The organism is Pyrinomonas methylaliphatogenes (assembly GCF_000820845.2).
GTDB classification, from domain to species: Bacteria; Acidobacteriota; Blastocatellia; order Pyrinomonadales; family Pyrinomonadaceae; genus Pyrinomonas; species Pyrinomonas methylaliphatogenes.
This window is the reverse complement of sequence record NZ_CBXV010000008.1, coordinates 851977-875314: the sequence shown is the minus strand read 5'-3', so window position 1 is coordinate 875314 and position 23338 is coordinate 851977. Positions and strand designations below refer to the sequence as shown.

Below are 23338 nucleotides of genomic sequence, written 5' to 3'. Positions count from 1 at the left end.
AAGCGCGCGACACGGCTCGTTCCGAAGGAGCCAGATTTGCTGGCAAAATTTTGCTCGCCGCTTCCCGTGGGTTGAAACGGTCGCTTCGGCTCAACCCTGAGTTGGCGGCGAAAACCGACGATGGATTCGCTGTTCGAAGCGGCGAAAACCGACGATGGATTCGCTGTTCGAAGACGCTCCCGCTCTGACCGAGGAACATGCGCGCCTAGCGCGCAGCCTCGCGCGGTTCGTCGAAATCGAGATCGAACCGCGCGCGCGCTTTTCACGCGATCCGCAAGTTTACCGAGAGATGGCGGCGCTCCTCGCGCAAGCCGACCTGTTGCGCTATGCGGTCGCGCTCCCTTCGCCCCCGCTCGACATGCGCGCGCTGTGCATAGTACGGGAGAGGCTGGCACATGCATCGCCCGCGGCTGACTATCTGTTCGCCACGCAAGGTCTCGCCTCTTATCCATTGGCGTTGGCAGCGCCCGACCATCTGCGCGACTTCTGGCTTTCGCGCATCACCGCAGGTCGAGCCATCGCGGCCATTTCGTTACCGACCGACGATGCCGGACCGACGGCGCGACGCGAAGATGGGCTCTATCGGCTCGAAGGGACGGCGCCCTTCGCGCTCAACGCGGGACTGGCTGATCTTTACACGATCTTCGCTCGCGTAGCGAACGCCAATCGCCCGGCGGAGTCGGGCCGTTCCACCGCTTTCGTCATCGGCGCGCGCATGGCGGGATTGGAGATCGAAGGGCTGCAAGAGACGGCGACCGGATATCCGATCGCGCACGTCAAGTGCGCGGCGTTGCGCGTGCCAATCGAAGAGATGATCGGCAACGAAGGCGACGGCGAAAGGATTTTGCGAACGACGCGCGACGCTTTTCTCCTAAGCCACGCTGCCGCCGCCTGCGGCATGGCAGAGCGCGCGCTTCACGAAATCCTCGCGCGCGATAAGATGACCGAACGCGCGCGGCGCCTCTGGGCCGAACTGCGCGCGGCGCGCTCGCTGCTTTACGAAGCGGCGCATTGCCACGATACGAAGCCAGAGACCGTGCGGCTAGATCTCGACCGCGAAGCGTTCGGCATCATCTTTGACCTCGCGCATAGAATCATCGCCATCGCGACAGAAGCGATCGGGCGAGAATCGCTCATAAGCGATCATCCAGTCGAAAGGATGCGGCGTGGACTCCCCGCCCTTCGATTGCTGTTCTGATCGAGATGAGCGAGGATCCAAGCGGTCCGCGTAGCCGAGTCTTACCGCAGGCAAAGAGCAGACGTTAAAGGCGAGCTGCTCTTGTGTCACGAAGAGAGGGGAGTTTATGGATGAACTGCTGAGCTGGCGGCGGGAGTTCCCTATTCTCGAACGAACGATCTATCTCGTCTCGCACAGTCTGGGAGCGATGCCACGCGCCACATACGAACGGCTTCAAGCGTACGCCGATGCCTGGGCGACGCGCGGAGTGCGCGCTTGGGCCGAAGGGTGGTGGGAGATGCCGCTGACGGTCGGAGACCTAGTGGCACAGATCATCGGCGCGCCGCCGGGCACAGTCGTCATGCATCAGAACGTGTCGCTCTGCCAATCCATCATCCTCTCATGTTTCGAGCCGCAGGGGAAACGCAACAAGATCGTCTATTCGGAACTCGAATTTCCCTCGGTGATCTACGTTTATGAAGCGCATGCGCGCGATGGCCGGTTTCGCCTCGTGCGCGTCCCATCGGACGACGGCATCACCGTGCAGCTCGAACGGATGCTCGAAGCGATCGATGAAGAGACGCTACTTGTCCCCATCTCGCACGTGCTCTTCAAAAGCTCAGCCCTACAAGACGTGCAGGCGATCACACGGCGCGCACATGAAGTCGGCGCCCTTGTCATCCTCGACACCTATCAATCGGCGGGGACCATCCCGTTCAGCGTGCAAGAGTTGGATGTCGATTTCGCCACCGGCGGCTCGGTCAAATGGCTATGCGGCGGACCGGGCGCGGCTTATCTTTACGTTCATCCGCGCTGGCACGATTTGGAGCCCAAGGTCACAGGTTGGATGGCGCACGCGGAGCCCTTCGCCTTCGCGCTCCCGCCGATGCGCTATGCACAAGGGATCGCGCGCTTCCTCCACGGATCTCCGGCCATCCCAGCCCTTTATGCGGCGCAATCCGGCTACGAGATCATCAGCCGGATCGGCGTCGAAAAGATCCGCGCCAAGAGCATCAAACAAACCGAGATGCTGATCCGTTTGGCCGAAGAGCGCGGATTTAAAGTTAACACGCCGCGCCGCGCTGAAGAGCGCGGGGGAACTGTCACCATAGATGTCGAACATGGCGCGGCGGTCACGCGCGAACTGCTTCGCCGCGAGATCATCGTCGATTATCGACCGGGCGCGGGGATCCGCATCTCGCCCCATTTTTACACCGCGGATGAAGAGCTGGAGATCGCCATGCGCGAGCTCGAAAGGATCGTCAGCACGCGCGCCTACGCCGAAGAGGCGATGGGCGCGGATTTCCGCTTCTAAAGCAAGGGGGTAGCGAAATGGCTCAGGATGACTACGGCCGCGGCGCGCCGCTCTCTTACAACCGTTACCTGCGCGTGCGCGAGCTGATCGCGTTGCAGGAATGTCTATCGACGCCACCGCATCATGACGAACTCCTCTTCATCATCACACACCAAACATACGAACTGTGGTTCAAACAGATCTTGCACGAGATCGATGCTTCCATCGCATACATGGACGAGATGCGCGTCGTCCCGGCGACGCGCGCTCTAGAGCGCGTCGTCGAAATCGAAAAGCTTCTGCTCGCGCAGCTACACATCTTGGAGACGATGACGCCGTTCAATTTCCTCGAGTTCCGCGATCGTTTGAAACCGGCGAGCGGTTTTCAATCCATGCAGTTTCGCGAGATCGAATTTGTCTCCGGCTTGAAAGATGAAGGCTTGCTCGCCTCGTTCGGCGACGACGAACTCGCCGTAACTCGCCTTCGCGCGCGCCTCGGCGCGCCGACGCTCGGCGAAGCCTTCTTCGCCCTTCTCAAACGGCGCGGTTTCGACGCGCCGGAAGATGACCCGACCCTCCCGCCCGAAGAAAGGCGTGGACGTTATGAGCGGCGCGTGCGCGCGCTCGTCGAGCTTCTTTCGCATCACGAGCGCTTCGCGCCGGAGTTTCATTTGGCCGAAAAGCTCATCGAACACGACGAGTATTTTCAACTCTGGCGCGCCCATCACGTGCGCATGGTCGAACGCATGGTGGGCACTAAGCGAGGGACGGGCGGATCGGAAGGCGTCAGATATTTGCGCACGACGCTGGATCAAAAATTCATCCCCGAACTCTGGGAAGCGCGTACCCATCTGGAGCTCGGGCACGGCGAACCCGATTGACTCAAGGAGAGATGGCGTTCTCGACGGAAATAGAGATCCGTTTCGGCGATACGGACCCGGCTGGGATCGTCTACTCGCCCGTCATCTTTCACTATTTGCACATCGCGTTGGAAGAGTTTTTCGCCGCCCGCTGCGGCGCGAGCTATGCCGAACTGGTCCGCCAGCAACGCCTCGGGTTTCCGAGCGTCAACGTGCGCGCCGAGTTCCTGCGTCCGCTCGCCTACGGCGATCGCGCGCGCATTGAAGTCGAAGTGCGGCGGATTGGGCGCTCGTCGCTCGCGCTCGGCTACACGATACACAGGTGCAGCGATGGTGAGCTAGCGGTTCGCGCCGAAGCGGTCCACGTCTGCGTCGATTTGACCGCGCTTCGTCCCACTCCAATCCCGGAAAACTACCGCCAAGCTCTCGAAAAGACGGCCTCGCCTTGAGGGCGAATCATCTGGCGACGGTAAAGATTTTCCGAAGATCTCTGGAATCGTCGCTCGATTGAAGATTTAGTATTCACTGAAGAGGTTGAGAGCCGGCGCGCAAAGGGGCCGTTTCATAGCATGGATGCTCAGGCTGTCCGAAACTCGGCATAAGATCGGCAGTCCCGCGTGAGGGATCACTCCTTTTGCCTCAAGCTGATGAAAGGTCGAACCCGCTATCAGCTTTGCCGCTGACCCGGCACATTTTAGAGCAACCTCGGCGAATGTGCGTCTCGGGGCGCCATTGCGCCGAACGGAGATCAAGGCAACCTCGCTATGGCCAACTGTGCGAGATGACGAAACTCGCGAATATTTGTGGAGGATTAGCAACCGTGAGGAAGATTCTCTTAGCTCTCCTGCTCCTCTCCGCCGCAAGCGTCGCTTCGGCGAGCACTTTGACGTTCACTCCCAGCCCGAGCGATCTGGGCGATCTGGACCACCACTACGTCTACACGTGGCGGATCGATGGGGTGAATTTAAACGGTCAAGTGATCACGAGCGCAAAGCTTACGATCAAGAACATCCGCAACTGGGATGATAGCGACAACATGCTCTTCATTCATCTGCTCGATACGGCCAAATGGAGCGGCGTGAAATCTTTCGTTGATGATCCGACGAACAGCGCGCCCGTGACCGATATCACGGATGATTTCGTGAACACCCGATACCACAACAATCCGAACTGGCTGGTCGCTCCGGGCACGGCGGATACCTTTTTGACGTCCCAGGAATTCGCCGATGACTACTCCCCTTGGCCCGGCAAACAAGGGACCAATTTCACCTATACGTTCAGCACGGCTCAACTTCAAGCCTTGCAGAACTATATCCTGAACGGCGGCGATTTCGCGCTCGGCTTCGATCCCGATTGCCACTATTACAACGATGGCATCAGTCTCACGATAGAGACCAAGCCGGTGCCGGAGCCGATGACGATCACGCTGCTGGGGAGCGGTCTAGCCGGACTATACCTGCGCCGTCGGCGAGTGAAAAGCTCCGTTTGAAGCGCTTCGCACAACGGTCGCTTAGAGAACGGAGTAAACGCGCAGCGCTCCCGCGAAAGCTCCGCGCCATGAGGCGCAAGGGTCTGCGCAGCGAACGATCACATGGATAGAAAGATTTGAATGTGCGGCTTGTCTTAGTGTTTCCAGTGGCTGCGCAGCGAACGATCACATGGACCGAAAGCGCGTGGGCGCCTTATTCGCCCCACGCGCTATTCATCTTGAGGGAGGGGCGAAGTAGATCTTTTGCGCCGTCACCTGCACGATCTCCATCTCCGGATAACGCAGGGCAGTCAACTTCCCGCCCAACACGCATCCCGTATCCAAGTTGATCGTGTTATTGATCCACTCGGGATCAGGCGTTGGCGTGTGTCCGTAAACGACCAGCGCGCGCCCCGTGTAGCGCGCAACCCAACCGAACCTTCGCGGATCGGTCCAGCCATCAACTTCGCCCAAAGTCTCACCATAAAGGGCGAAGGTGCGGACCTGCCGCGAACTGCGCCCCTGCATCTGCTCGACTAAGCCGGCATGGGCGACGACCAAACGCCCACCGTCGAGCAGGTAGTGACTCGGCAACCGTTCGATGAACGTGGCGACGCGGCGGCGGAACTCCGGCGGAGCGTTCTCAAGCTGCTCTAACGTCTCGCTCAAATCACGGGGCAACGCGATGTTGCGCCCGCGAAGCTTGCGCGCGAGGAGCGCCTCTCGATCTCCGGGAACGCAAAGACCAGCTCCGGCCTCCACCACATCCATCACGAGTTTGAGCGCTTCGAGCGAATTCGGTCCGCGCGTGATGAGATCGCCCAAAAAGATGGGGCGCCGCCCATCGGCATGCTTGATCGCGTAGCTCGGCTGCGTCGCGATGAACTCGTATTCGAGTCTATCGAGCAGAGCGCACAATTCATCGAAACATCCATGTACATCGCCGATGATGTCGAACGGCCCAAGCTCGGCGCGTCGGTCACAGCGCAGCGGGACTCGCTCCAATACCGCAGCCTCCGCTTCATCCGCTCCATTGCACTCGTAGATGCGATGGAAGCCTTCGCGCCGTATCTCGCCGAGGGAGGCTTGCAGATCATCATGCTGCCTTTCGACGACGTAATCGGGAACGCTCCGCTCGGCGCGCCTGCGGTTGCGCTCTTTGCAGATTTCCGTCGGCAAATTGAAAACGATGGCGATGATGGGCAGATGATAACGCCGGGCCAGTTTGATGAGCGGCCTTCGCGCCTCGGCCTTCACGTTAGTCGCATCGACGACCGTGATCTTACCGCGAGCGAGGCGTTTGGCGACGACCGCATGTAACAGCTCGAAAGCCTCGCGTGTGACGCTCTGGTCATTCTCGTCATCCGAGATGAGCGCGCGATAGTAATCGGATGAAGCGATCTCCGTCGGTTTGAAATGCCGACGCGCGAACGTCGTCTTGCCGCAGCCGGAAGGGCCAACGAGCAATACGAGAGAAGGATCGAGAAGCGTGATCTTCATCTCAAATGATCCAAAGGCGCAGTCTGCGACGATGCCCGAGTCAAGCGCTTTCGATCTCTTTCAATTCCCTCAAGAAGCCTTCCAGTTCAGGCGGAAGTGGCGCGAGAAACTCCATCCACTCGCCTGTGCGCGGATGGCGAAATCCCAATCTCTCCGCGTGCAAGAATTGGCGCCGAAGTCCGGCGATGAGCGCACGCGCGCGCAAATCCGAGATGGTCCGATCGCGCCCCTGTCCGTATTCGGTGTCTCCAACGACCGGATGCTTCAACCATGCGAGATGGACGCGGATCTGATGCGTGCGGCCAGTCTTTATCACGACATCGAGCAGGGTGAATTTTTTGAACCTCTGCCGCACGCGAAAGATCGTGAGCGCCGGACGTCCATCGCGCGCCACGGCCATGCGCGTGCGATGAACCGGATGACGCCCGATCGGCTGATCGATGCGCCCTGAGTCTTCGGCCACATGGCCATGGACGAGAGCGACATACGATTTGAAGACTTCGCGCGAATGGAACTGTTCGGCGAGCCCTTCATGCGCCGTCTCGTTTTTTGCGACGACGATCAGCCCCGAAGTCTCGCGATCGAGGCGATGGACTATCCCTGGACGAAGCGGCCCGCCGCGTTCGGAGAGCTTGTGGAAATGGTAAGCGAGCGCGTTAGCGAGCGTTCCCGTTCTAACGCCCGCTCCGGGATGCACGACCAAACCGGCTGGTTTATTGATGACGATCAACGATTCATCTTCGTAAACGATGTCGAGCGGGATGTTTTCCGGGCGCAGATCGATCGGGCGGACTTCCGGTAATTCGACTTCGATCCTCTCCCCAGCGCGCAGGCGATGCGCAGGCTTGACCAACTGTCCTTCGATCAACACATCGCCCGCTTCGATCACGCGCTTGATGCGCGCTCGGCTCCAATCAGGGATGCGCGCGGCCAAATAAACGTCCAACCGCTTGCCCGCATCCTCCTCATCAACGACGAAGGTGAGCGTTTCCGTCGCATCACCGGTCGAGACCGCCTCTTTCTCCACCCGATCGAGATCGATCCCCTTCATGGTTTCACGAAGGATGCGCCGCGCGACGCCAACGTAGAACGAGGAGCAACGAGGCACCGATGCCGACAAACAGGCTGATCAGTTGCGAGGTGGAAAGTCCCGTGAGCGTCGTCAATCCGGCGATATCGCCGCGCGGGTCGTCACGGAAGAATTCGATGACGAAACGAATTACCGCATAGAGCGTCGCGTAGAGCAAGATGATCTGACCATCGAAGCGTTTGCGACGGTAGAACCACAGGAGCAGCAGGAAGAGCGCGAGCGCGGCGAAGGATTCATAAAGTTGAGTTGGGTGAAGATACTCTTCAGTCGGCACGCCGGTCAACTCATGCGCCTGCTCCGTAAAGCGCACGCCCCACGGCAACGTCGTCGGTCTCCCCCAACAACATCCGGCGGCGAAACAGCCTTGCCGTCCGATGGCCTGCCCCAGAGCGATGCCGGGCGCGAAAGCATCCGCCGTCTTCCACCAAGGGAGCTCGTAATGGCGCACGAGAAGATAACCCGTGATGACAGCGGCGATAAAACCGCCGTAGAAGACTCCGCCCGACCGCAGGAAATCGAGCGAGAAAAGATGCCACGGGTTCTCGCGATAGGAAGGCTCGGTCAAGAGCATCAGGATCTTCGAACCCACGATCGCCGCAAGCAACATCCACAATCCGAGATCGTAGATGCGCTCGCGCGGCAGCCCGTCGCGCTCGGCCAACCTTGCAGCGACAAAAAGCGCGGCGAGGAAAGCGATCGCGAGCAGAAGACCATATGTGTTGAGCGAAAAACTACCGATGCGGAGTATCTCCGGATACATCGCCCCTTTGAGCTCCCTTCCTTAAAGAGCGCACAGGATCGTTCGATCATCCCTTCACGTCGAAGGCAGGAGAGGTTCATTCTCTCCGCTTAAGATTCTACCAAGTATTTGGATGCGATCTCTGCCTGTCTCGGAGAGGACTATCCCCTCGCTTAAGAGCCTTTCTCTCTTCGAACGCGCTCGCCCGACGATCCCGTCACGCGCCGCGCGCTTTTTTGCCCGCTGGCTCGCGCTCTTTCCTGAACAGATCGAGAGCGAGCAGAAAAGCTCCGACGCAAATGCTCGCATCGGCGACGTTGAACGTCGGCCAATGATAACTCCCTACATGCACATCGATGAAATCAATAACGAAACCGAGTCTGATGCGGTCCAGAAGATTCCCCGTGATGCCCGCAAGTAAGAGCGCACAAGCGCCCAACACGCGATCATCTTCGCGTGGCGTGCGGAAGAAATAGAGCAGGACGAAGAGCGCGGCGAGCCCCGCTAGCACAACGAGCAACCAACGCCCAAAGGGGCCGCCCTCTTGCAGTTGACCGAACGCGATGCCGCGATTCTCCGCGTAAGAGAAGTTGAGCAATCCGGGGATGATGATCCGATCCGCCCTGAGGCGAAGGAAGCGGGCCGCCCACGCCTTGCTCATCTGATCGACGATCAGGATGCCCGATGCAGCTAGCAAGTAAGCCAGCCGCCATAAAACCCCGCTCGCCTTCACGCCGCCCCCTCCCGTTCTATTTCGGCCAACGCTTCGACGCACCGTTCACACACGGTCGGGTAACGCTCCGACTCTCCGACGCGCGGTGAGTAGTTCCAGCATCGTTCGCATTTTTGCCCGAGCGCGCGGGCGACTTCGACTTGCAACTCGCCTTCGGTCCCGGCTTCGAGCTCAACTTGCGAAACGATGAAGATATAGCGGAGTTGATCGCGATATCGCTCGAGCAGCTCGCGGAGCGCGCCGCCGACGCGCAAGCGCACGCGCGCTTCCAAGGAAGATCCGATCATCTTCGCTTGGCGCGCCTCCTCGAGCGCGCGCAAGACTTGATCGCGCACGCCGAAGAGCCGCTCCCACCTCTGCAACAACTCCTCTTCACCCTCCGCGCGCTGAATGCGCGGGAATTCGGCCAAGTGGATGGACGGAAGCTGTTCGTCGCCGGAAGATGGCAGATTCTCCCAAATTTCATCCGCCGTGAAGACCAGAATCGGCGCGAGCAGTCGCGCCAGCGCGTCCGCGATGCGATAGAGCGCCGTTTGCGCCGAACGGCGCGCGCGGCTGCGCGGCGCGAAAGTGTAGAGCCGGTCTTTGATGATGTCGAAATAGAGCGCCGAGAGCGTCACCGTGCAGTAATGATGAAGCGCATGATAGACAGCGTGAAACTCATAATGCTCGTAAGCTTCGAGCGCGCGCTCGATGACGCGGTTCAGCTCGGCCAACGCCCAACGGTCGATCTCCTCCATCTCCTCGTAAGAGACGGAATCGCGCTGCGGGTCGAAACCGTGCAAGTTTCCGAGCGCGAACCGCGCCGTGTTGCGCAATTTGCGATAGGACTCCGCCACCCGCTGCAATATCTCCGGCGAGCAGCGCATGTCTTCGTGATAATCGGAAGAAGCGGTCCATAGACGCAGCACTTCGGCGCCGGATTGTTGAATCACTTCGTTGGGCGAGATCGCGTTGCCCAGCGATTTGTGCATCGCGCGCCCCTCGCCGTCCACAACCCAACCGTGCGCGACGACCGTCCGGTAGGGCGCCGCGTTGTGCGCCGCCAAAGCGACGATCAGGGAGGAGTTGAACCAGCCGCGAAACTGATCTCCGCCTTCGAGATAGACATCGGCGGGCCACCGCAACTCCGGATACTTTTCGAGCACAGCGACCGAAGATGAACCACTGTCGAACCAAACGTCGAGGATGTCCGATTCTTTGGACCAATCGGCGGCGCCGCACTTCGGGCACCTGAAACCTTCGGGCAAAAGGTCCTTCGCCTCGCGCGCGTACCACGCATCGGCTGATTCCCGCTCGAAGATATCGGCCACGTGGCGCATGATCTCGGGCGAAGCGACCGTCTCGCCGCAAGCTCTGCAGTAGAAGGCCGGGATCGGCACGCCCCACAACCTCTGCCGCGACACACACCAATCGGGGCGCCCGCTGATGGTGTTGCGCATACGGTCGCGTCCCCAACTCGGGATCCACTCGACGCGCTCGACCTCGCGTAGCGCCATCTCGCGCAACGATGCCCCATCTTCTAGATCGCGCGCGCGCCGATCGAGCGAGATGAACCATTGGGGCGTGGCGCGGAAGATCACGGGATTGTGACACCGCCAGCAATGCGGGTAGCGATGTCTGTACTGCTCGCTGAAAAGAAGCATGCCGCGCTCGCGCAGCAGTTCGATGATCTTCGGATTCGCATCGAAGACGCGCTCGCCGGCAAAATGCTCAACCTCCGCGGTGAACCTCCCGGCATTGTCCACCGGACAGTAAACTTCCAAACCGTAACGCCCGCCGATGACGAAGTCGTCGTGACCGTGACCGGGAGCCGTGTGGACCAATCCCGTGCCCGCTTTGCCGGTCACCTTCTTGTCGCGCGAAGCGCGCACGTCGAGCTCGGTTTCGGCGTCCGCCTCGCCGCCGAGCGTGACGTGTTCGCCGAGCATTAGCAGCGAGCGCCGTTCGATCCACGGATGACGACACTCGAGCCGGTCCAGTTTTTCGCCGGAAAAGCGCGCAATCACACGCGCGCCGTTGAGCCCACATTTTTCGGCGACCGTTTCGACCAGTTCGCTGGCGACGATGTAGACATCATCACCATGCTCGACCGCCGCATATTCGAACAGTGGGTTGACGGCGATGCCGAGATTGGCGGGCAGCGTCCACGGCGTCGTCGTCCAGATCAAAAAGAAGACCTTGCGCCCGGCAAGTTCCGGCGCGATCTTCGCCGGATCGTCAGCAAACGGGAATTTGACGTAGATCGATGGGCTCGTGTGTTCGCGGTATTCGACTTCGGCTTCGGCTAACGCCGTCTGATCGTGAATGCACCAGTAGACGGGACGCGCGCCGCGATAGACGAAGCCGCGTTCGACGAAGCGCGCAAACAGCCGCGCCGTTTCCGCTTCGTACTCATTCGACATGGTGAGATACGGATTGGACCACTCGCCGAAAACGCCCAAGCGCTGAAAGTCGCGCGTCTGACGTTTGAGCGCGTTTGAGGCATGCTCGCGACACGCGCGACGGAAAGCGACGGCGCTCATCTTCGCCTTCTTTTCGCCCAGTTTGCGATCCACATGAAGCTCGATCGGCAGCCCGTGACAATCGTAGCCGGGGACGAAGGGCGCATCGTATCCCATCATGGTGCGCGATTTGACGATGAAATCTTTAAGGATCTTGTTCATCGCCGTGCCGATGTGAATGTCGGCGTTGGCGTACGGTGGTCCATCGTGCAAGATGAACTTCGGACGATTGCGGCGCGCGGCGCGGATCTTCCCGTAAAGATCCATCTCAGCCCATCTCTTCAGCCGCGCTGGCTCGGACTGCACGAGGTTAGCTTGCTGCGCAAACCTTGTGCGTGGCAGATTGACCGTCTTCTTCAAATCGAGTGGCGTTTCCGTAGACATAGGATCAACTTGACGATTCAACTTATCTGGCACCATCCGCGGCGCGCCTCGCACGGTGACTTCGGGCGCGCCGGTGAACGGATAGTCGGATTTGCAATAGTAACGCAGCAGACCGATAAACCAAAAGCTTGGACGGCTGATGGCGCCGCCCCAATCGCTCTCGCGCGACAAACGAGCGGATAGCGCTTCGGCAAGCGCGCGTTAGAATGAAGATGAGATCGCGAGCGTGTTGCGGGAAGAGGCGGGCAGTGAGCCCATAATGCGCTCGGTCGCGCTGATGAGATCGCGAGCGTGTTGCGGGAAGAGGGCCATGGACTCTGCCTTCGACGCCCCGAAGACAGAGGCGCAAGCGGGCCGAGGGCGGCTCCTGCTGCGGGACGTATCCATCGCAAGCGTAACACGTTCAGGAGCGATCCGACATACGCGCATCCCCCAAGACCAACAGGCGTCTTATCGCCACCTCTGCCTTTCGCGCAGCTTGGCGCGCTCAGGCCCGATCGGTCCGGTTCGAGACCGTCAGCGCTACTTCTGCTTCTCGCGCAACTCCTTTATCGTGCTTCGGACACGCTCGGCATTGGGCGCATTCGGTTCCAAACGCAGATAACTCTCCAACTCGTCGATCGCACGCCGATAATCGCGCCGCTGCCAGTAGATACCGCCCAAGTAATAATGGGCCGACGCCATCTTATTCCCGCTCAAGTCGCTGGCGAGGCGCAACTCATCTTCCGCTTCATCGAACTTCCTCTGCCTTATCAGCACGAGGCCGAGATAGTAGTGCCCGAGCGGCGATGAGTTGCGAACTTTAATCGCACGCCTCAACTTGTCAGCGGAAGCGCCGTACTCGCCCTTTTCGAGTAGAACAAGGCCATACGTCAAGAGCATCCCGAAATCGTCAGGATCGAGCTTCAAACCAGCTTCTAAAGCTTTCGCCGCTTTGTCAAACTGTTTCAACTTGAGATACTGAACTCCGAGATCTCCCCAAGCCAGGGTGAAGTCCGGATAGATGAGCAGAGCCTGTCGCAGATTCTCGATCGCCTCGTTCGTCGCGCCTTGGCGCGCTAGCTCCGACGCTTTCCGATAGTAGTCAGCGGCCAGCTTGGGGACACCGGCGAGGCTCGAGTTGACCACCTCCGGCTTTCCCTCACCCCTCCTCTCCCCTTTGGGCTGCAAGTAGATCTGCACGGTGTAATACCGAGGAGGAGTCGTGCCACGCACCGGACCAGTCTCTTCGGGTTCGATGAAAATCCGCTCCCGAACCGTCTCGTAACTTTCTCCCCCCTCGACGATAACCGTGTAGGTCCCCGGCCTTAAACCCTGGAATTTGAACGAACCGTTCATATCGGCCAAGACGGACAGGTCGCCGGAAAGATTGCTGTTGCTTTCGAGCCTGACCCTCAAACGCGCATCCGATCTTCGGCCCGAAGGGAAGACGATGCGCCCTTGAATCACATGCCTTCCCCCGGTCCCGATAAAATCGGTGCCGCTCTGCCCTCGCGCCTGTACGCCGATTATCGCTGCCAAGATGAGCGTGATCGAATAACGCCATCCACCTGTCCAAGTGATGAAAGGCATGGGCCCTCCCTCCTGCCGAATCATCTCGGATCGTCCTCGCCAGCCGGCCACGCCTTTTACGTCCGGCTCGCGATCAATCCTTTGTCACACATCCTCCCTGATGGTCCTAACTCTTCCCCTGGCCTCCCGATCGGATGGTCTCACTTCCGCCCACCGATTATCTCACAAAAAGAGCAAGGAGAAGCGGGAGCAGATTCCCGCTTCTCCTCGATCACCTCACGGTTTAGCCCGAAACGGACGATCAGAACTGATACTTGATACCCAAACGGAACGATGACGGGAACTGGAAGATCGTGCCCGACCCATAGAACGGATTGGGGACGGGCGGCACCCCAGTAACCCCGCTGTTGATCAAGAAGGTCTCATCCAACCTGATCGCCCGTTGGTTATTGAAGACATTGAACCAATCGAACTGCAGACGCAGTTGGCGATTCTCGCCGAAGACGATCGGATAATAAGCGCCCAAATCGAGGTTGAAGGTCGTCGGCGTGCGATTCTTACCGACGCTATCGACCTTGTTGGGCACTCCCGGGACGACTGGCGTTTGCGGCACGATGGCCGTACCGCGCGGCAAGCCGAACCCTTCGTTATTGCCGTACACAGGATGCGGTATCAGTTGATTGAAGGGGATGCCCGACTGCGCGCGGAACGAGCCGCTGATCAGCAGATTGAACGGCGTCCGGTAGCTTCCGTCGAACTTGAACTGATGCGGACGATCGTTCGGCAAACGCCCGTATGTGTTGACGAGCAAGCTCACCAGATCGAACAACGAGGTGATGTTCGGATCAGATTGCCCGTTGTCGTTGCGGAAGAGCCCCTCATAGTTGCCGATCAAGCTCGAGTACACATACGAGGCGATGAATTGATAATTGCGCGCAAACCGTTTTTGCGCCGTGACCTCAAACGCTCGATAGTAGCGCCGCGCGCTCCCGAAACATCCGATGGATGGATTCGCGCAAGCTTTATCCTCAGTCGTCACGCCATCGGCGCTTCGCCGTCCGGGATTGAACAGGAAGTAATGTTCACCATCATCGAACGAACCATCTTCGATGACGTTACCCTGTGCGCGATAGACGCCACGGAAACCGAGCACAAGATCTCTGGCCACCTCATACTCGATCCCAGCCGTGTACTCTTTCACCGTCTGTGGCTTCAACCCCGGATCGATCGGCGTCGGCTCAGCCCCGAGGTTCACGGGCGTGATCCCCGGAACGATGAAAGCATCTGCCGGAGCGCCATATCGGCTGACGTTGAAGTTCTTATCCGTCTGGCTGTTCTCGCTACCCGCACGAACGTTGACATCCAATGGGATCGGAGCTTCGACGAAGCGCGCAGCATTGATGAAGACTTTTCCGCGTCCGCGCCCCGTGAAATCCCACGTGATGCCCACTCGCGGTTGCAAGTTATCCCAGAAGTTGTTCAGCGTCAGATAGGTCTTCCCCTCATTGCCATGTGATTGCTGGAAGTCCCAGCGCAACCCGCCGATCAACTGCACGTTGCGCGACACCTTGAACTCGTCCTGGAAGTAGAAGCTCTCGACATCCGTATGCGTCTTTGCGATGTTCTTGAAATCGCGCACGCGGACGCTGCCGAGGATGAGGAACGGATTGTTCAACGCTTCGTTCTGCGTGATCGCGCCTTGAATCGCCCCCGTGTAGCCCGCCAGACTCGCGATCAAAGCGGCTCTGGCAGCAGCGCTGGCGCTGGGACAAACGATCAAAGTCCCGCGCGTCGTGCATACGCTGAAGTTGTTCGTCACCCGATAGCCGCTCACCTGGTTGACATCAGAACCGTTCGAGAAGGGTAGGCCCAGCGGATTCGCGAAGGTAACAGATGGACCAGTCGAGCGCGTGTCGATGTTATACTTGTTGCGGCTATACTCGAAGCCATATTTGAAGGTATTGCGCCCGTAAATGCTCTGCAAACGAGCTGCCGCCTCAACGCGGTCGCGGTCTTGGGTGGAAAACAGCCCGAAACCTTGGCGGACATAGCCGCGCTGCAGACTCCCGCCGGGTGCGTTGACATAACTGATAAACGACCTGTCGGAAGCCTGCACGTTGGTATTGACCACCGGGGCGACTGTCCCGTTCGAGGTCAGGATGGCGAAATTATCCGTCACGAGCGGAACGTCTTTGACGCTCGGATCAGGGATCGTGTTGAGACGTTGCAGGTGCAATCCGAAGGCGAATTCGCCGATGAAGTTCGGAGAGAAGGTGGAATTCAACCGCACCGTGTAGTTCGAGCCGCCGCGTTGGACCTCTCCCCGGAAACTGTTCAGATCAGCCCCGAAACCGGAGCCGCCGAACAGGAAGCCTTTCTCCGTCGAATAATCGCCAAAAGTGGAGAAGGTCAAGATGTGATCCTTGCTTATCCCCCACGTGACCTTGCCGGCGTAGAACGGCGTCGTGATCTCGTTATTCACCTGTTGCCGGAAAGTCTGCGTCAAGAAGTAGTTCTTGCGTCGCTGCGGATTGATCGCGCCGAAGAACCAAAGCTTATCCTTGACGATCGGGCCACCGAGATCGAAACCGGCATCCAGCTCGGAGAAACCGTTGGGCGCTGAACCGGTAAAGGAGAAATATTTGGTCGCGCGGACGAAATCCTTCGGGTTGAAATAGGCGAAGGCATCGCCATGAAATTCATTGCCCCCGCTCTTAGTGATGACGTTGAAGATGCCGCCCGTCGATTTCCCATACTCGGCGCTGAAGGCGCCCGTCTTGATCTCCACTTCCTGCACGAACTCAAACGGCAGATTGGCCCCAGATCCGCCAAACGCCGGATCGGTCACCGTGATGCCATCGAGGATGTAGTTGTTCTCTGGTCCAGATGAGCCCGCCACCGATGGATCGCGATCGCGCCCCGAAGCATCGCGCAGACCCGAACGAGCTACTGTGGGCGCAATCGTGTAGAGCGATTGCACGGTACGCTGGGTCGGAAGATTGGAGAACAACTCCGTCGAGACGTTGACTCCGGTCGTGTTGGTGGTCGTATCGATCACCGCACCAGCACCCGCCGAAACTTCGACGGTCGCCGTCGCCGCTTGCGGTTGCAATTGGATTTCGACGGTCGAAGTCCTCGACAGATTGACTTCGACGTTCTGCTGCTCAAACTTAGCGAACCCTTTGGCCGCTTCCACCGTCACGGTGTAGCGCCCCGGAGGCAAATTCGGGATACGATAGAAACCCGATTCATTAGTCGTAGCCGACTGAGGGCGAATTAAATTCGGTCCCGCTACCGTCACGGTCATCCCGGGAACAGCTGCCCCATTCGGATCCGTCACGGTCCCTTCAATCGATCCGGTCGTTGCCGTCTGCGCCGCCGCTTGCCCCCAAAAGAGCGTGCAGATCAAACCAAGCAGTCCAAAGGCATAGACAAGATTCCTCTTCATAACTTCATCTCCTTAGACCTATTGACCGAAAGATTACGCTTCTCGCGGGAAGGCGATGCGCGTCAAATCACTCTTAATTCAGCATCGCTTTCGCCGTTCGAATTTTATAAAGCAAATTTCGGACCGCTTCTCGCGTGCGCGCCCCGCCTCTTTTATAACTCATCACAGGACAACCATTTAGAGCGACAAAGCAGCATCACGTCCCCCTCTCTGCGAACGGATCGCTACGAAATTTCGGATGGAGAATCCATTTTTTCGGAGATGAGCGAATCCCCTCCGCTCCCAGTGCTTTTCCGAGGCAGGATGGTGTTAGAATCACACCGCCCATGACCACAAAGGTCAACCCTGCAGTTCAAGCGATCCTTTCAGGCGCGGCGCCGCGGGCAGCACAACTGGCGGCGGCGCGAGGGCTGTTACCGCTACCGCAATCCGATCTGCTCGACGTTCTGATCGAGCTGCGAAAGAGTCAAGATCAGGAGATAGCTGAAGCCGCCGAAACGACTCTACGGGCGCAAAAGCAAGAGGAGCTGTTAAACGCCGTGCGCGCTGATGAACTCTCGCCCGCCGCGCTCGCCTATCTGGCTTCTCGTCAAGATCTGAGTCGCGAACTACATGAAGCGATCGCGTTCTGTCAGCAGACTCCGGATGAAGCGATCGCCGAGCTTGCGCGCTCGACGCGCGATGGCGCGCTTCTAGAAATCATCGCCATCAATCAGCAACGATTGATCCGCGCGCCCGAAATCATCGAAGCCATCTTGCAGAATCCGGCGCGCACATCTGAAGCCGAGCGCCGCGCGCGCGAGACTCGCCGCGAATTCTTCGAGAAAGAGCGCGGCGCGCGCCAGATCGCCGAAGAGATGCGCGCGCGTGGGCTAGCGGCGGCGGCTGAATTCATCGAGGCGGCTGAATCGCTCGGCCCGACACAAATGGCGGACGAAGGGAGTTTGTGGCTGCTCGCGACGCACATTGAAGTTTCCGATGCAGACGTTGACGATTCGTGGTTGCCATTCGAAAAGATCGAAGAGTTCATCGAGGAGACGGAGGCGCAACGCGCGGCGCATGTTGAACGCCTCATCGCCGAAACGCAGATCGAAGGCGAAGCGTCGCCCGAAAGGATCTCGCTCATCCGCCGCATCATGTTCATGAGCGTAAAGGATCGCGTACGCCTTGCGATGAAAGGAGATCGTGAGGTTCGTTCGATCCTGATCCGCGATCCGAACAAAATCGTCGCGACCGCCGTCATCAAAAACCCGCGCCTTACCGATCACGAGGTCGAAAGCATCGCCGCGATGCGCACGGTATCCGAAGAGGTGCTTCGTCTGATCGCGCTCAATCGGACATGGGCGCGCTCTTATCCGATCATCCATAACCTCGCACGCAACCCGCGCACGCCGATCCCGACGGCGATCAATATACTGCCGAGGCTGTATGCCAAAGACCTCAGAGCGCTCGCACAGAATAGAAACGTTTCCGAGACCGTTCGCCGTCAAGCGATGCGGCTGGCGCAAACGCGGGCTGGCGAATGAAGCGACCTAGCTAATTTAACTTCGCCCAGAAAGCGGCTGCCCCACCTGATCACGGTCAGTATTCGTAAAGATCCGTGATCGCCTGCAGCACGTCCTCGACCTGCGGCAGGATGGCATCTTCAAGCTGCGGGGCGTAAGCGACGAAAGTGTCGAGCGCGGCGACGCGCCGAACTGGTGCGTCCAGATACTCGAACAGCTCATCAGCGATACGCGCGGCGATCTCCGCGCCGAAACCGAACGAGCGCGAATCTTCATGCGCGACGATGACTTTATTGGTGCGCTTGACGCTTTCGGCGATCGCTTGCCAGTCGTAGGGAACAAGGGTGCGCAGATCGATCACCTCAACGCTGATCCCTCGTTGCTCTGCCAACCTCGCAGCGACCAGCGAACGTTGGACCAGCGCGCCGTAGGTGATGATCGTCAGATCATCGCCGCGCCGCACGGTCTTCGCTTTCCCGAATGGGATCATGAAATCGGCTGGGGGATAAGGAGATTTATTGTAAGCCTGCCGGTAAAGGTGTTTATGTTCGAGGAAGAGGACGGGATCGTCGCAGCGGATCGCCGTGCGCAATAACCCATTGGCGTCGAGCGCGTTCGATGGATAGACGACGCGCAACCCCGGGATGTGCGTAAAGACTGTCTCGCCCGATTGCGAATGATAGACGGCCCCGCCCTTCAGGTACCCGCCGATGGGCACGCGGATCACGACGGGCGCCTTCCACTCACCGCCTGAGCGCCAGCGGATCAACGCCAGCTCGTTGCGGATCTGGTGATAAGCGGGCCAGATGTAATCGAAGAATTGGATCTCGACGACCGGTTTGAGCCCGCGCGTCGCCATGCCGATGGCGCGTCCGACGATATTCGCTTCCGCCAACGGCGTGTTGAAGACGCGCGCGCTGCCGAAGCGCCGTTGCAGATCCGCCGTCACTTTAAAGACGCCGCCCTTGCCCTTCACTTTATCGAGGTATTGCTCGCGCGAACAATCGGCCACATCTTCGCCGAAGACGAGGATGCGCGGGTCGCGTGCCATCTCCTCGTGCAAGCAGCGATTGATGTGATCGACCATCGTCCCCATGTTGCCCGAGAGTTCGACTCCTTCTTCGGTATCGAACTCTTTGGAGGTCGGATCGACATCCGGCGAGAAGACGAAAAGCGTCGCCGTCTCCGGCGCCGGCTGCGGACTGGCGAGCGCAAGATCAGCCGCACGATTGATCTCAGCATCTACTTCTTCTCTGAGCCGTCGCAACTCCTCTTCCGTCGCGATCCCCTCATCGAGCAGAAGTTGCGAGAAGCGGCGAAGCGGATCGCGTTTGGCATCCTGCGCCCGTTCTTCCTCCGGACGATAGAGCCGCTCGTCATCCGAAAGCGAATGCGAATACGGACGAATGACTTTCGCGTGTACGAGCGCAGGACCTCGCCGTTCACGGCAATAGGCGACGGCGCGTTGGAGGACTTCGAGCGATTCCAAAGGATCGGTCCCATCGCATCTTTCGACCAGCAGATGCGGAAAGTTCGAGACCAGATGCGAGATGTCGCCGCCAGGCGTTTGGACTTCGACGGGCACGCTGATGGCATATCCATTGTCCTCGATCAAAAACAGGATCGGCAGTTTCAGGTTGCAAGCCGTATTCAACGCCTCCCAGAACTCACCCTCGCTCGTCGCGCCATCCCCCGCCGAGCAATAGACGACCTCATCGCCTTTGAATCCGACAACCAAATCTTTGATCTCATCTATCAGCGCAGCGCGATAGCTCGCTTCGGCGCAACCGACCGCTTGTAAGAATTGCGTGCCTGTCGGCGATGATTGCGTAACGATGTTCAATCTTTTGCTTCCCCAGTGAGAAGGCATCTGGCGACCGTGCGAACTCGGATCGGCCTCGGCCCCGACGGCGGCGAGCAACATCTCGAGCGGCGTAACACCTAATTGCAAGCATAGGGCGCGATCTCGATAGTACGGATAGAACCAATCATACGCCGGGCGCAGGACCATTCCGGCGGCCACGAGCACGGCTTCATGCCCGGCGCCACTAATTTGGAAGAAGATCTTGTTCTGCCCCTTAAGCTGTATCTCCTTATCGTCGAGCCGCCGCGACATGTACATCGTGCGGTAGATGGAAATGAGCTGATCGCGTTCGAGGCCGCGATAAATCTGGGGCTGTGTTTTAATCTGGGTCGCCATACTTCACCACTCCTTGCATACGCTCCTCAAGCGAGAACTCTTTTCGGCTTTCAACCCGACCTTTCGCTCACTCGGCATAATCGCTTTCCAGAATCATCCGGTACTCTTCGGCCATCGAAGGGTGCCCATGCCGCTCCGCGGCGGCGATCCCGCGCTCGAGCGCCGCGCGCGCTTCCGTTCGCTTCCCGAGCTTCTCATAAGCTCGGGCCAGCATGCCATACGCATTGCCTTCGTCATCGGCGAGATCGAGATAGCGCTTGAGCGTTTCGATCACCGCCTCGGCGCGACCGAGTTTCTCATACTCCTTGGCGAGTCCAAAGAGGACGGCGGGATTTTCTGGATCGGATGCGAGCATCCGTTCGAGGATCTCGACGCGCGACTCCGTCATAAGAGCAATCCGTGGGCGAACAAAGCTCAAGCGGCTTCGTTCACCCTCTCCCTCCGATGAGCGTTTTGGCGATCGTCTGCAACTGCATGTTCGATGTGCCTTCATAGATGGCGCCGATCTTCGAATCGCGCCAATATTTCTCGACCGGATAATCCTTCACGAAGCCGTAACCGCCAAACAACTCGATCGCTTTCGAGGCGACGAATTCCGCGACGCGCGACGCATAAAGCTTGGCCATCGCAGCCTCTTTGACGAACGGGCGCCCGGCATCTTTCAAGCGCGCGGCGTTGTAAACCATCAAACGGGCCGCTTCGATCTCGGTCGCCATCTCAGCCAATTGGAACTGCACCGCTTGGAATTGATTGATGGTTTTACCGAACTGCACGCGCTCGCCCGTATACTTGAGCGCCGCCTCGAACGCCCCTTGGGCCAACCCGATCATCTGCGCGCCGATGCCGATGCGCCCTTCGTTCAAAGTCTCGATCGAGACCTTGTAACCTTTGCCGACTTCGCCGAGGACGTTCTCTTTCGGCACGCGACAATCCTCCAGGATCAGCTCGACGGTCGAGGAGGCTCGAATGCCGAGCTTGTTCTCCTTCTTGCCGACGGAGAAACCTTCGAACCCGCGTTCGACGATGAAGGCGGTAATGCCACGGTAGCCGGCTTCTGGATCGGCGTTGGCGAAGACGATGAAGATCTCCGCTTCGTTGCCGTTCGTAATCCAGAGTTTGCGCCCGTTGAGCACGTAATGATCCCCCCTATCGACGGCGCGCGTCTGCATGGCAAAAGCGTCCGACCCTGATCCGGCTTCGCTCAAAGCATAGGCGCCGACCGCCTCTGTCGCTAAACGCGAAAGGTATCTCCTCTTTTGCGCCCCGTTGCCCCAGCGTAAGATGGCGTTGTTGACGAGCGTATTTTGGACATCGACGAAGACGCCAACCGAAGGATCGACGCGCGAGAGCTCTTCCACGGCGAGGATCGCCGTAAAAAAAGAGCCGCCCGCGCCGCCATACTCTTCAGGCGTCTCGATCCCCATCAAACCGAGCGCGAAGCACTGTTCGATGATAGCTGGATCGAGCTTTTGGTTCTCATCCATCTGCTCGACGCGCGGGCGAATCTCGCCTTCGGCAAATTCGCGCACCGAGGCACGGAACATCTCCTCTTCTTCTCGCAGAACGGTTAACGGTGCCACCAAATCCATCTTCTTCCGCTTGATGAGAATCTTTCACCACAAAATATGGAGAGGACTGCTTGACCTCAACCCCCAAGCCTGCCGCGCGCTGGAGCTTCCCCGAGCGGCGATTATAGTGCACTTGCGGTCGCGCCACAAACCGAAGAGGGCGCACCTAAGCGCGACAGGCGCGGCCTCAGATCCGCTCTGCGATCGTCCGCGGTTTGTCTCCAGAATGGCGCTTCACTTAAGCTTCGTCCGGTGGCGAAGCGTTTTTGTTTCTACGGCCAACTTATTTTTGGAGGCAGGGCAGCAGACGATGGCAAGAAGGCTCATGGCCCCGTTGAGCGCGATCTTCACGCTCGCGGGCTTACTGCTTTTCGCCTACTACCTCTGGCGCACGGGTGTAGGGAACGTCGCGCAAGCGGTCGCTCAACTCGGAGTCGGTTTTCTGCTCGTACTTCTCATCTCTGGGGTCCGCCCCGCCGTGCGTTCGCTCGCGTGGACGCGCTGCGTGGAGGGCGACGAAAGGCTCGGCTTCGGTGAAGCGCTTCAGGCCTATCTGATCGGCGATTCGCTGGGCAATCTCATCCCGTTCGGGATCGTCGTCAGCGAACCGACCAAAGTCGTGCTCGTGCGCCAAAGCCTTCCCTTCGTTCACGGCCTAGCCGCCATCACGGTGGAGAATCTCTTCTACAGCCTTTCGGTGATGCTCTTTCTCTTCGCGGGCAGTCTAGCGCTGCTCTTCAGTTTCGCCTTGCCGAAGTTTCTGCGCCTGAGCGCGATCATAACGCCAATCGCGATCCTCGCGCTTGCGATAGCGGGCTTCTATTTCAGCCGTCATGATGCTCCTTTGAGTGCGCTCTTCGGGCGCTTTTTGCATGAGAGGGGACGCGAGCGCGTGCGCGACTTCGAAAGGCGCGTCTTCGACTTCTACCGAAAACACGGATCTCGCGCGTGGGCCATCCTGCTGCTCGAAGCGATCTATCACCTATCGAGCGTTCTAGAAGCTTATGTCACTCTCATTTTCGTCAGCGACGCGATGCCGACGCCGCTCAAGGCCTTCGCCTTCGAAGCGGTCAATCGCATCACGACCGTCGTCTTCAAATTCATCCCTTTCCGCATCGGGATCGACGAGACGAGTACAGGGCTGCTGGCGAGCGTTTTAGGCCTCGGCGCGGCAAGCGGCGTCGCGCTGGCCATCACGCGCAAAGGGCGCATCCTCTGTTGGACCGCCGTGGGGGCGCTGCTGCTCGCCTGGCGTGGCCTCTCTCTGCGCGAGCTGATCGCGGAAACGCAACGCGCGACGGCCAATGAGGCCGAGTCGAATTGATGGATCGCTCTATGCGACGCTGCGCTTAAAGT

The 23338-nt window shown here is 59.1% G+C and carries 17 protein-coding genes; 7 read left to right on the top strand and 10 right to left on the bottom strand.

Annotation, left to right across the window (positions count from 1 at the left end; translation table 11 throughout):
• Window positions 1-154: 154 nt before the first annotated feature.
• The 5 genes from PYK22_RS14985 (at window position 155) to PYK22_RS14965 (ending at window position 4820) form a co-directional block, all read left to right on the top strand.
• On the top strand, window positions 155-1198 hold the full coding sequence (locus tag PYK22_RS14985) for an acyl-CoA dehydrogenase family protein (protein ID WP_041978494.1): 1044 nt from the start codon (window positions 155-157) through the stop codon (window positions 1196-1198).
• Window positions 1199-1304: 106 nt separating this feature from the next.
• Window positions 1305-2492, top strand: a complete 1188-nt coding sequence (locus tag PYK22_RS14980; RefSeq protein ID WP_041978491.1) for an aminotransferase class V-fold PLP-dependent enzyme — start codon at window positions 1305-1307, stop codon at window positions 2490-2492.
• 17 nt (window positions 2493-2509) lie between these two features.
• Complete coding sequence (locus PYK22_RS14975; protein WP_041978489.1) at window positions 2510-3352, top strand: tryptophan 2,3-dioxygenase; 843 nt, start codon at window positions 2510-2512, stop codon at window positions 3350-3352.
• Window positions 3353-3363: 11 nt separating this feature from the next.
• Window positions 3364-3780: an acyl-CoA thioesterase gene (locus tag PYK22_RS14970; protein WP_041978485.1), complete on the top strand. Its 417-nt coding sequence runs from the start codon at window positions 3364-3366 to the stop codon at window positions 3778-3780.
• Between the two features lie 371 nt (window positions 3781-4151).
• Window positions 4152-4820, top strand: a complete 669-nt coding sequence (locus PYK22_RS14965; RefSeq protein ID WP_157770920.1) for a PEP-CTERM sorting domain-containing protein — start codon at window positions 4152-4154, stop codon at window positions 4818-4820.
• A gap of 213 nt (window positions 4821-5033) precedes the next feature.
• On the opposite strand, the gene PYK22_RS14960 is transcribed toward PYK22_RS14965, so the two are convergent.
• From PYK22_RS14960 to PYK22_RS14930, 7 genes are all read right to left on the bottom strand, one after another.
• Window positions 5034-6299 carry an AAA family ATPase gene (locus PYK22_RS14960; RefSeq protein ID WP_060635741.1) on the bottom strand — a complete coding sequence of 422 codons (1266 nt, stop codon included), beginning with the start codon at window positions 6297-6299 and terminating at the stop codon, window positions 5034-5036.
• A 40-nt stretch (window positions 6300-6339) separates the two neighbouring features.
• Window positions 6340-7350 (bottom strand): RluA family pseudouridine synthase, encoded by a 1011-nt coding sequence (locus PYK22_RS14955; RefSeq protein ID WP_083437897.1) that lies wholly within the window; start codon window positions 7348-7350, stop codon window positions 6340-6342.
• Between the two features lie 4 nt (window positions 7351-7354).
• Window positions 7355-8149 (bottom strand): prolipoprotein diacylglyceryl transferase, encoded by a 795-nt coding sequence (lgt, locus tag PYK22_RS14950; protein WP_041978482.1) that lies wholly within the window; start codon window positions 8147-8149, stop codon window positions 7355-7357.
• A gap of 196 nt (window positions 8150-8345) precedes the next feature.
• Window positions 8346-8861, bottom strand: coding sequence for a signal peptidase II (lspA, locus tag PYK22_RS14945; RefSeq protein ID WP_060635740.1), 516 nt, complete (start codon window positions 8859-8861; stop codon window positions 8346-8348).
• Window positions 8858-11920: an isoleucine--tRNA ligase gene (gene ileS, locus PYK22_RS14940; RefSeq protein ID WP_211197729.1), complete on the bottom strand. Its 3063-nt coding sequence runs from the start codon at window positions 11918-11920 to the stop codon at window positions 8858-8860. Before ileS ends, lspA begins: the two co-directional genes overlap by 4 nt.
• A 351-nt stretch (window positions 11921-12271) precedes the next feature.
• Window positions 12272-13321 carry a carboxypeptidase-like regulatory domain-containing protein gene (locus PYK22_RS14935; RefSeq protein ID WP_041978479.1) on the bottom strand — a complete coding sequence of 350 codons (1050 nt, stop codon included), beginning with the start codon at window positions 13319-13321 and terminating at the stop codon, window positions 12272-12274.
• Between the two features lie 241 nt (window positions 13322-13562).
• On the bottom strand, window positions 13563-16709 hold the full coding sequence (locus PYK22_RS14930) for a TonB-dependent receptor (protein ID WP_041978477.1): 3147 nt from the start codon (window positions 16707-16709) through the stop codon (window positions 13563-13565).
• A 326-nt stretch (window positions 16710-17035) separates the two neighbouring features.
• Between PYK22_RS14930 and PYK22_RS14925 the strand changes: the two genes are divergently transcribed.
• Window positions 17036-18235 (top strand): hypothetical protein, encoded by a 1200-nt coding sequence (locus PYK22_RS14925; RefSeq protein ID WP_041978476.1) that lies wholly within the window; start codon window positions 17036-17038, stop codon window positions 18233-18235.
• Between the two features lie 55 nt (window positions 18236-18290).
• Here PYK22_RS14925 and PYK22_RS14920 read toward each other — a convergent pair whose 3' ends face one another.
• The 3 genes from PYK22_RS14920 to PYK22_RS14910 all read right to left on the bottom strand — a co-directional run bounded on the left by PYK22_RS14920 (window position 18291) and on the right by PYK22_RS14910 (window position 21958).
• Window positions 18291-20414: an alpha-ketoacid dehydrogenase subunit alpha/beta gene (locus tag PYK22_RS14920; RefSeq protein WP_041978474.1), complete on the bottom strand. Its 2124-nt coding sequence runs from the start codon at window positions 20412-20414 to the stop codon at window positions 18291-18293.
• 67 nt (window positions 20415-20481) lie between these two features.
• Window positions 20482-20802 carry a tetratricopeptide repeat protein gene (locus PYK22_RS14915; RefSeq protein WP_041978472.1) on the bottom strand — a complete coding sequence of 107 codons (321 nt, stop codon included), beginning with the start codon at window positions 20800-20802 and terminating at the stop codon, window positions 20482-20484.
• 40 nt (window positions 20803-20842) lie between these two features.
• On the bottom strand, window positions 20843-21958 hold the full coding sequence (locus PYK22_RS14910) for an acyl-CoA dehydrogenase (RefSeq protein WP_273500987.1): 1116 nt from the start codon (window positions 21956-21958) through the stop codon (window positions 20843-20845).
• A 334-nt stretch (window positions 21959-22292) separates the two neighbouring features.
• On the opposite strand from PYK22_RS14910, the gene PYK22_RS14905 reads away from it, so the two are divergent.
• Complete coding sequence (locus PYK22_RS14905; protein ID WP_157770918.1) at window positions 22293-23306, top strand: lysylphosphatidylglycerol synthase transmembrane domain-containing protein; 1014 nt, start codon at window positions 22293-22295, stop codon at window positions 23304-23306.
• Window positions 23307-23338: the final 32 nt, after the last annotated feature.

Bases quoted from the DNA above. Each gene is read 5' to 3' on its own strand.
- PYK22_RS14915 (WP_041978472.1), bottom strand. From the start codon at position 20,802: ATGACGGAGTCGCGCGTCGAGATCCTCGAACGGATGCTCGCATCCGAT.
- PYK22_RS14930 (WP_041978477.1), bottom strand. From the start codon at position 16,709: ATGAAGAGGAATCTTGTCTATGCCTTTGGACTGCTTGGTTTGATCTGC.
- PYK22_RS14970 (WP_041978485.1), top strand. From the start codon at position 3,364: ATGGCGTTCTCGACGGAAATAGAGATCCGTTTCGGCGATACGGACCCG.
- lgt (WP_041978482.1), bottom strand. From the start codon at position 8,149: ATGTATCCGGAGATACTCCGCATCGGTAGTTTTTCGCTCAACACATAT.
- PYK22_RS14980 (WP_041978491.1), top strand. From the start codon at position 1,305: ATGGATGAACTGCTGAGCTGGCGGCGGGAGTTCCCTATTCTCGAACGA.
- PYK22_RS14925 (WP_041978476.1), top strand. From the start codon at position 17,036: ATGACCACAAAGGTCAACCCTGCAGTTCAAGCGATCCTTTCAGGCGCG.
- PYK22_RS14960 (WP_060635741.1), bottom strand. From the start codon at position 6,299: ATGAAGATCACGCTTCTCGATCCTTCTCTCGTATTGCTCGTTGGCCCT.
- PYK22_RS14975 (WP_041978489.1), top strand. From the start codon at position 2,510: ATGGCTCAGGATGACTACGGCCGCGGCGCGCCGCTCTCTTACAACCGT.
- PYK22_RS14905 (WP_157770918.1), top strand. From the start codon at position 22,293: ATGGCAAGAAGGCTCATGGCCCCGTTGAGCGCGATCTTCACGCTCGCG.
- PYK22_RS14920 (WP_041978474.1), bottom strand. From the start codon at position 20,414: ATGGCGACCCAGATTAAAACACAGCCCCAGATTTATCGCGGCCTCGAA.
- PYK22_RS14955 (WP_083437897.1), bottom strand. From the start codon at position 7,350: ATGAAGGGGATCGATCTCGATCGGGTGGAGAAAGAGGCGGTCTCGACC.
- PYK22_RS14910 (WP_273500987.1), bottom strand. From the start codon at position 21,958: ATGTTCCGTGCCTCGGTGCGCGAATTTGCCGAAGGCGAGATTCGCCCG.
- PYK22_RS14985 (WP_041978494.1), top strand. From the start codon at position 155: ATGGATTCGCTGTTCGAAGACGCTCCCGCTCTGACCGAGGAACATGCG.
- PYK22_RS14935 (WP_041978479.1), bottom strand. From the start codon at position 13,321: ATGCCTTTCATCACTTGGACAGGTGGATGGCGTTATTCGATCACGCTC.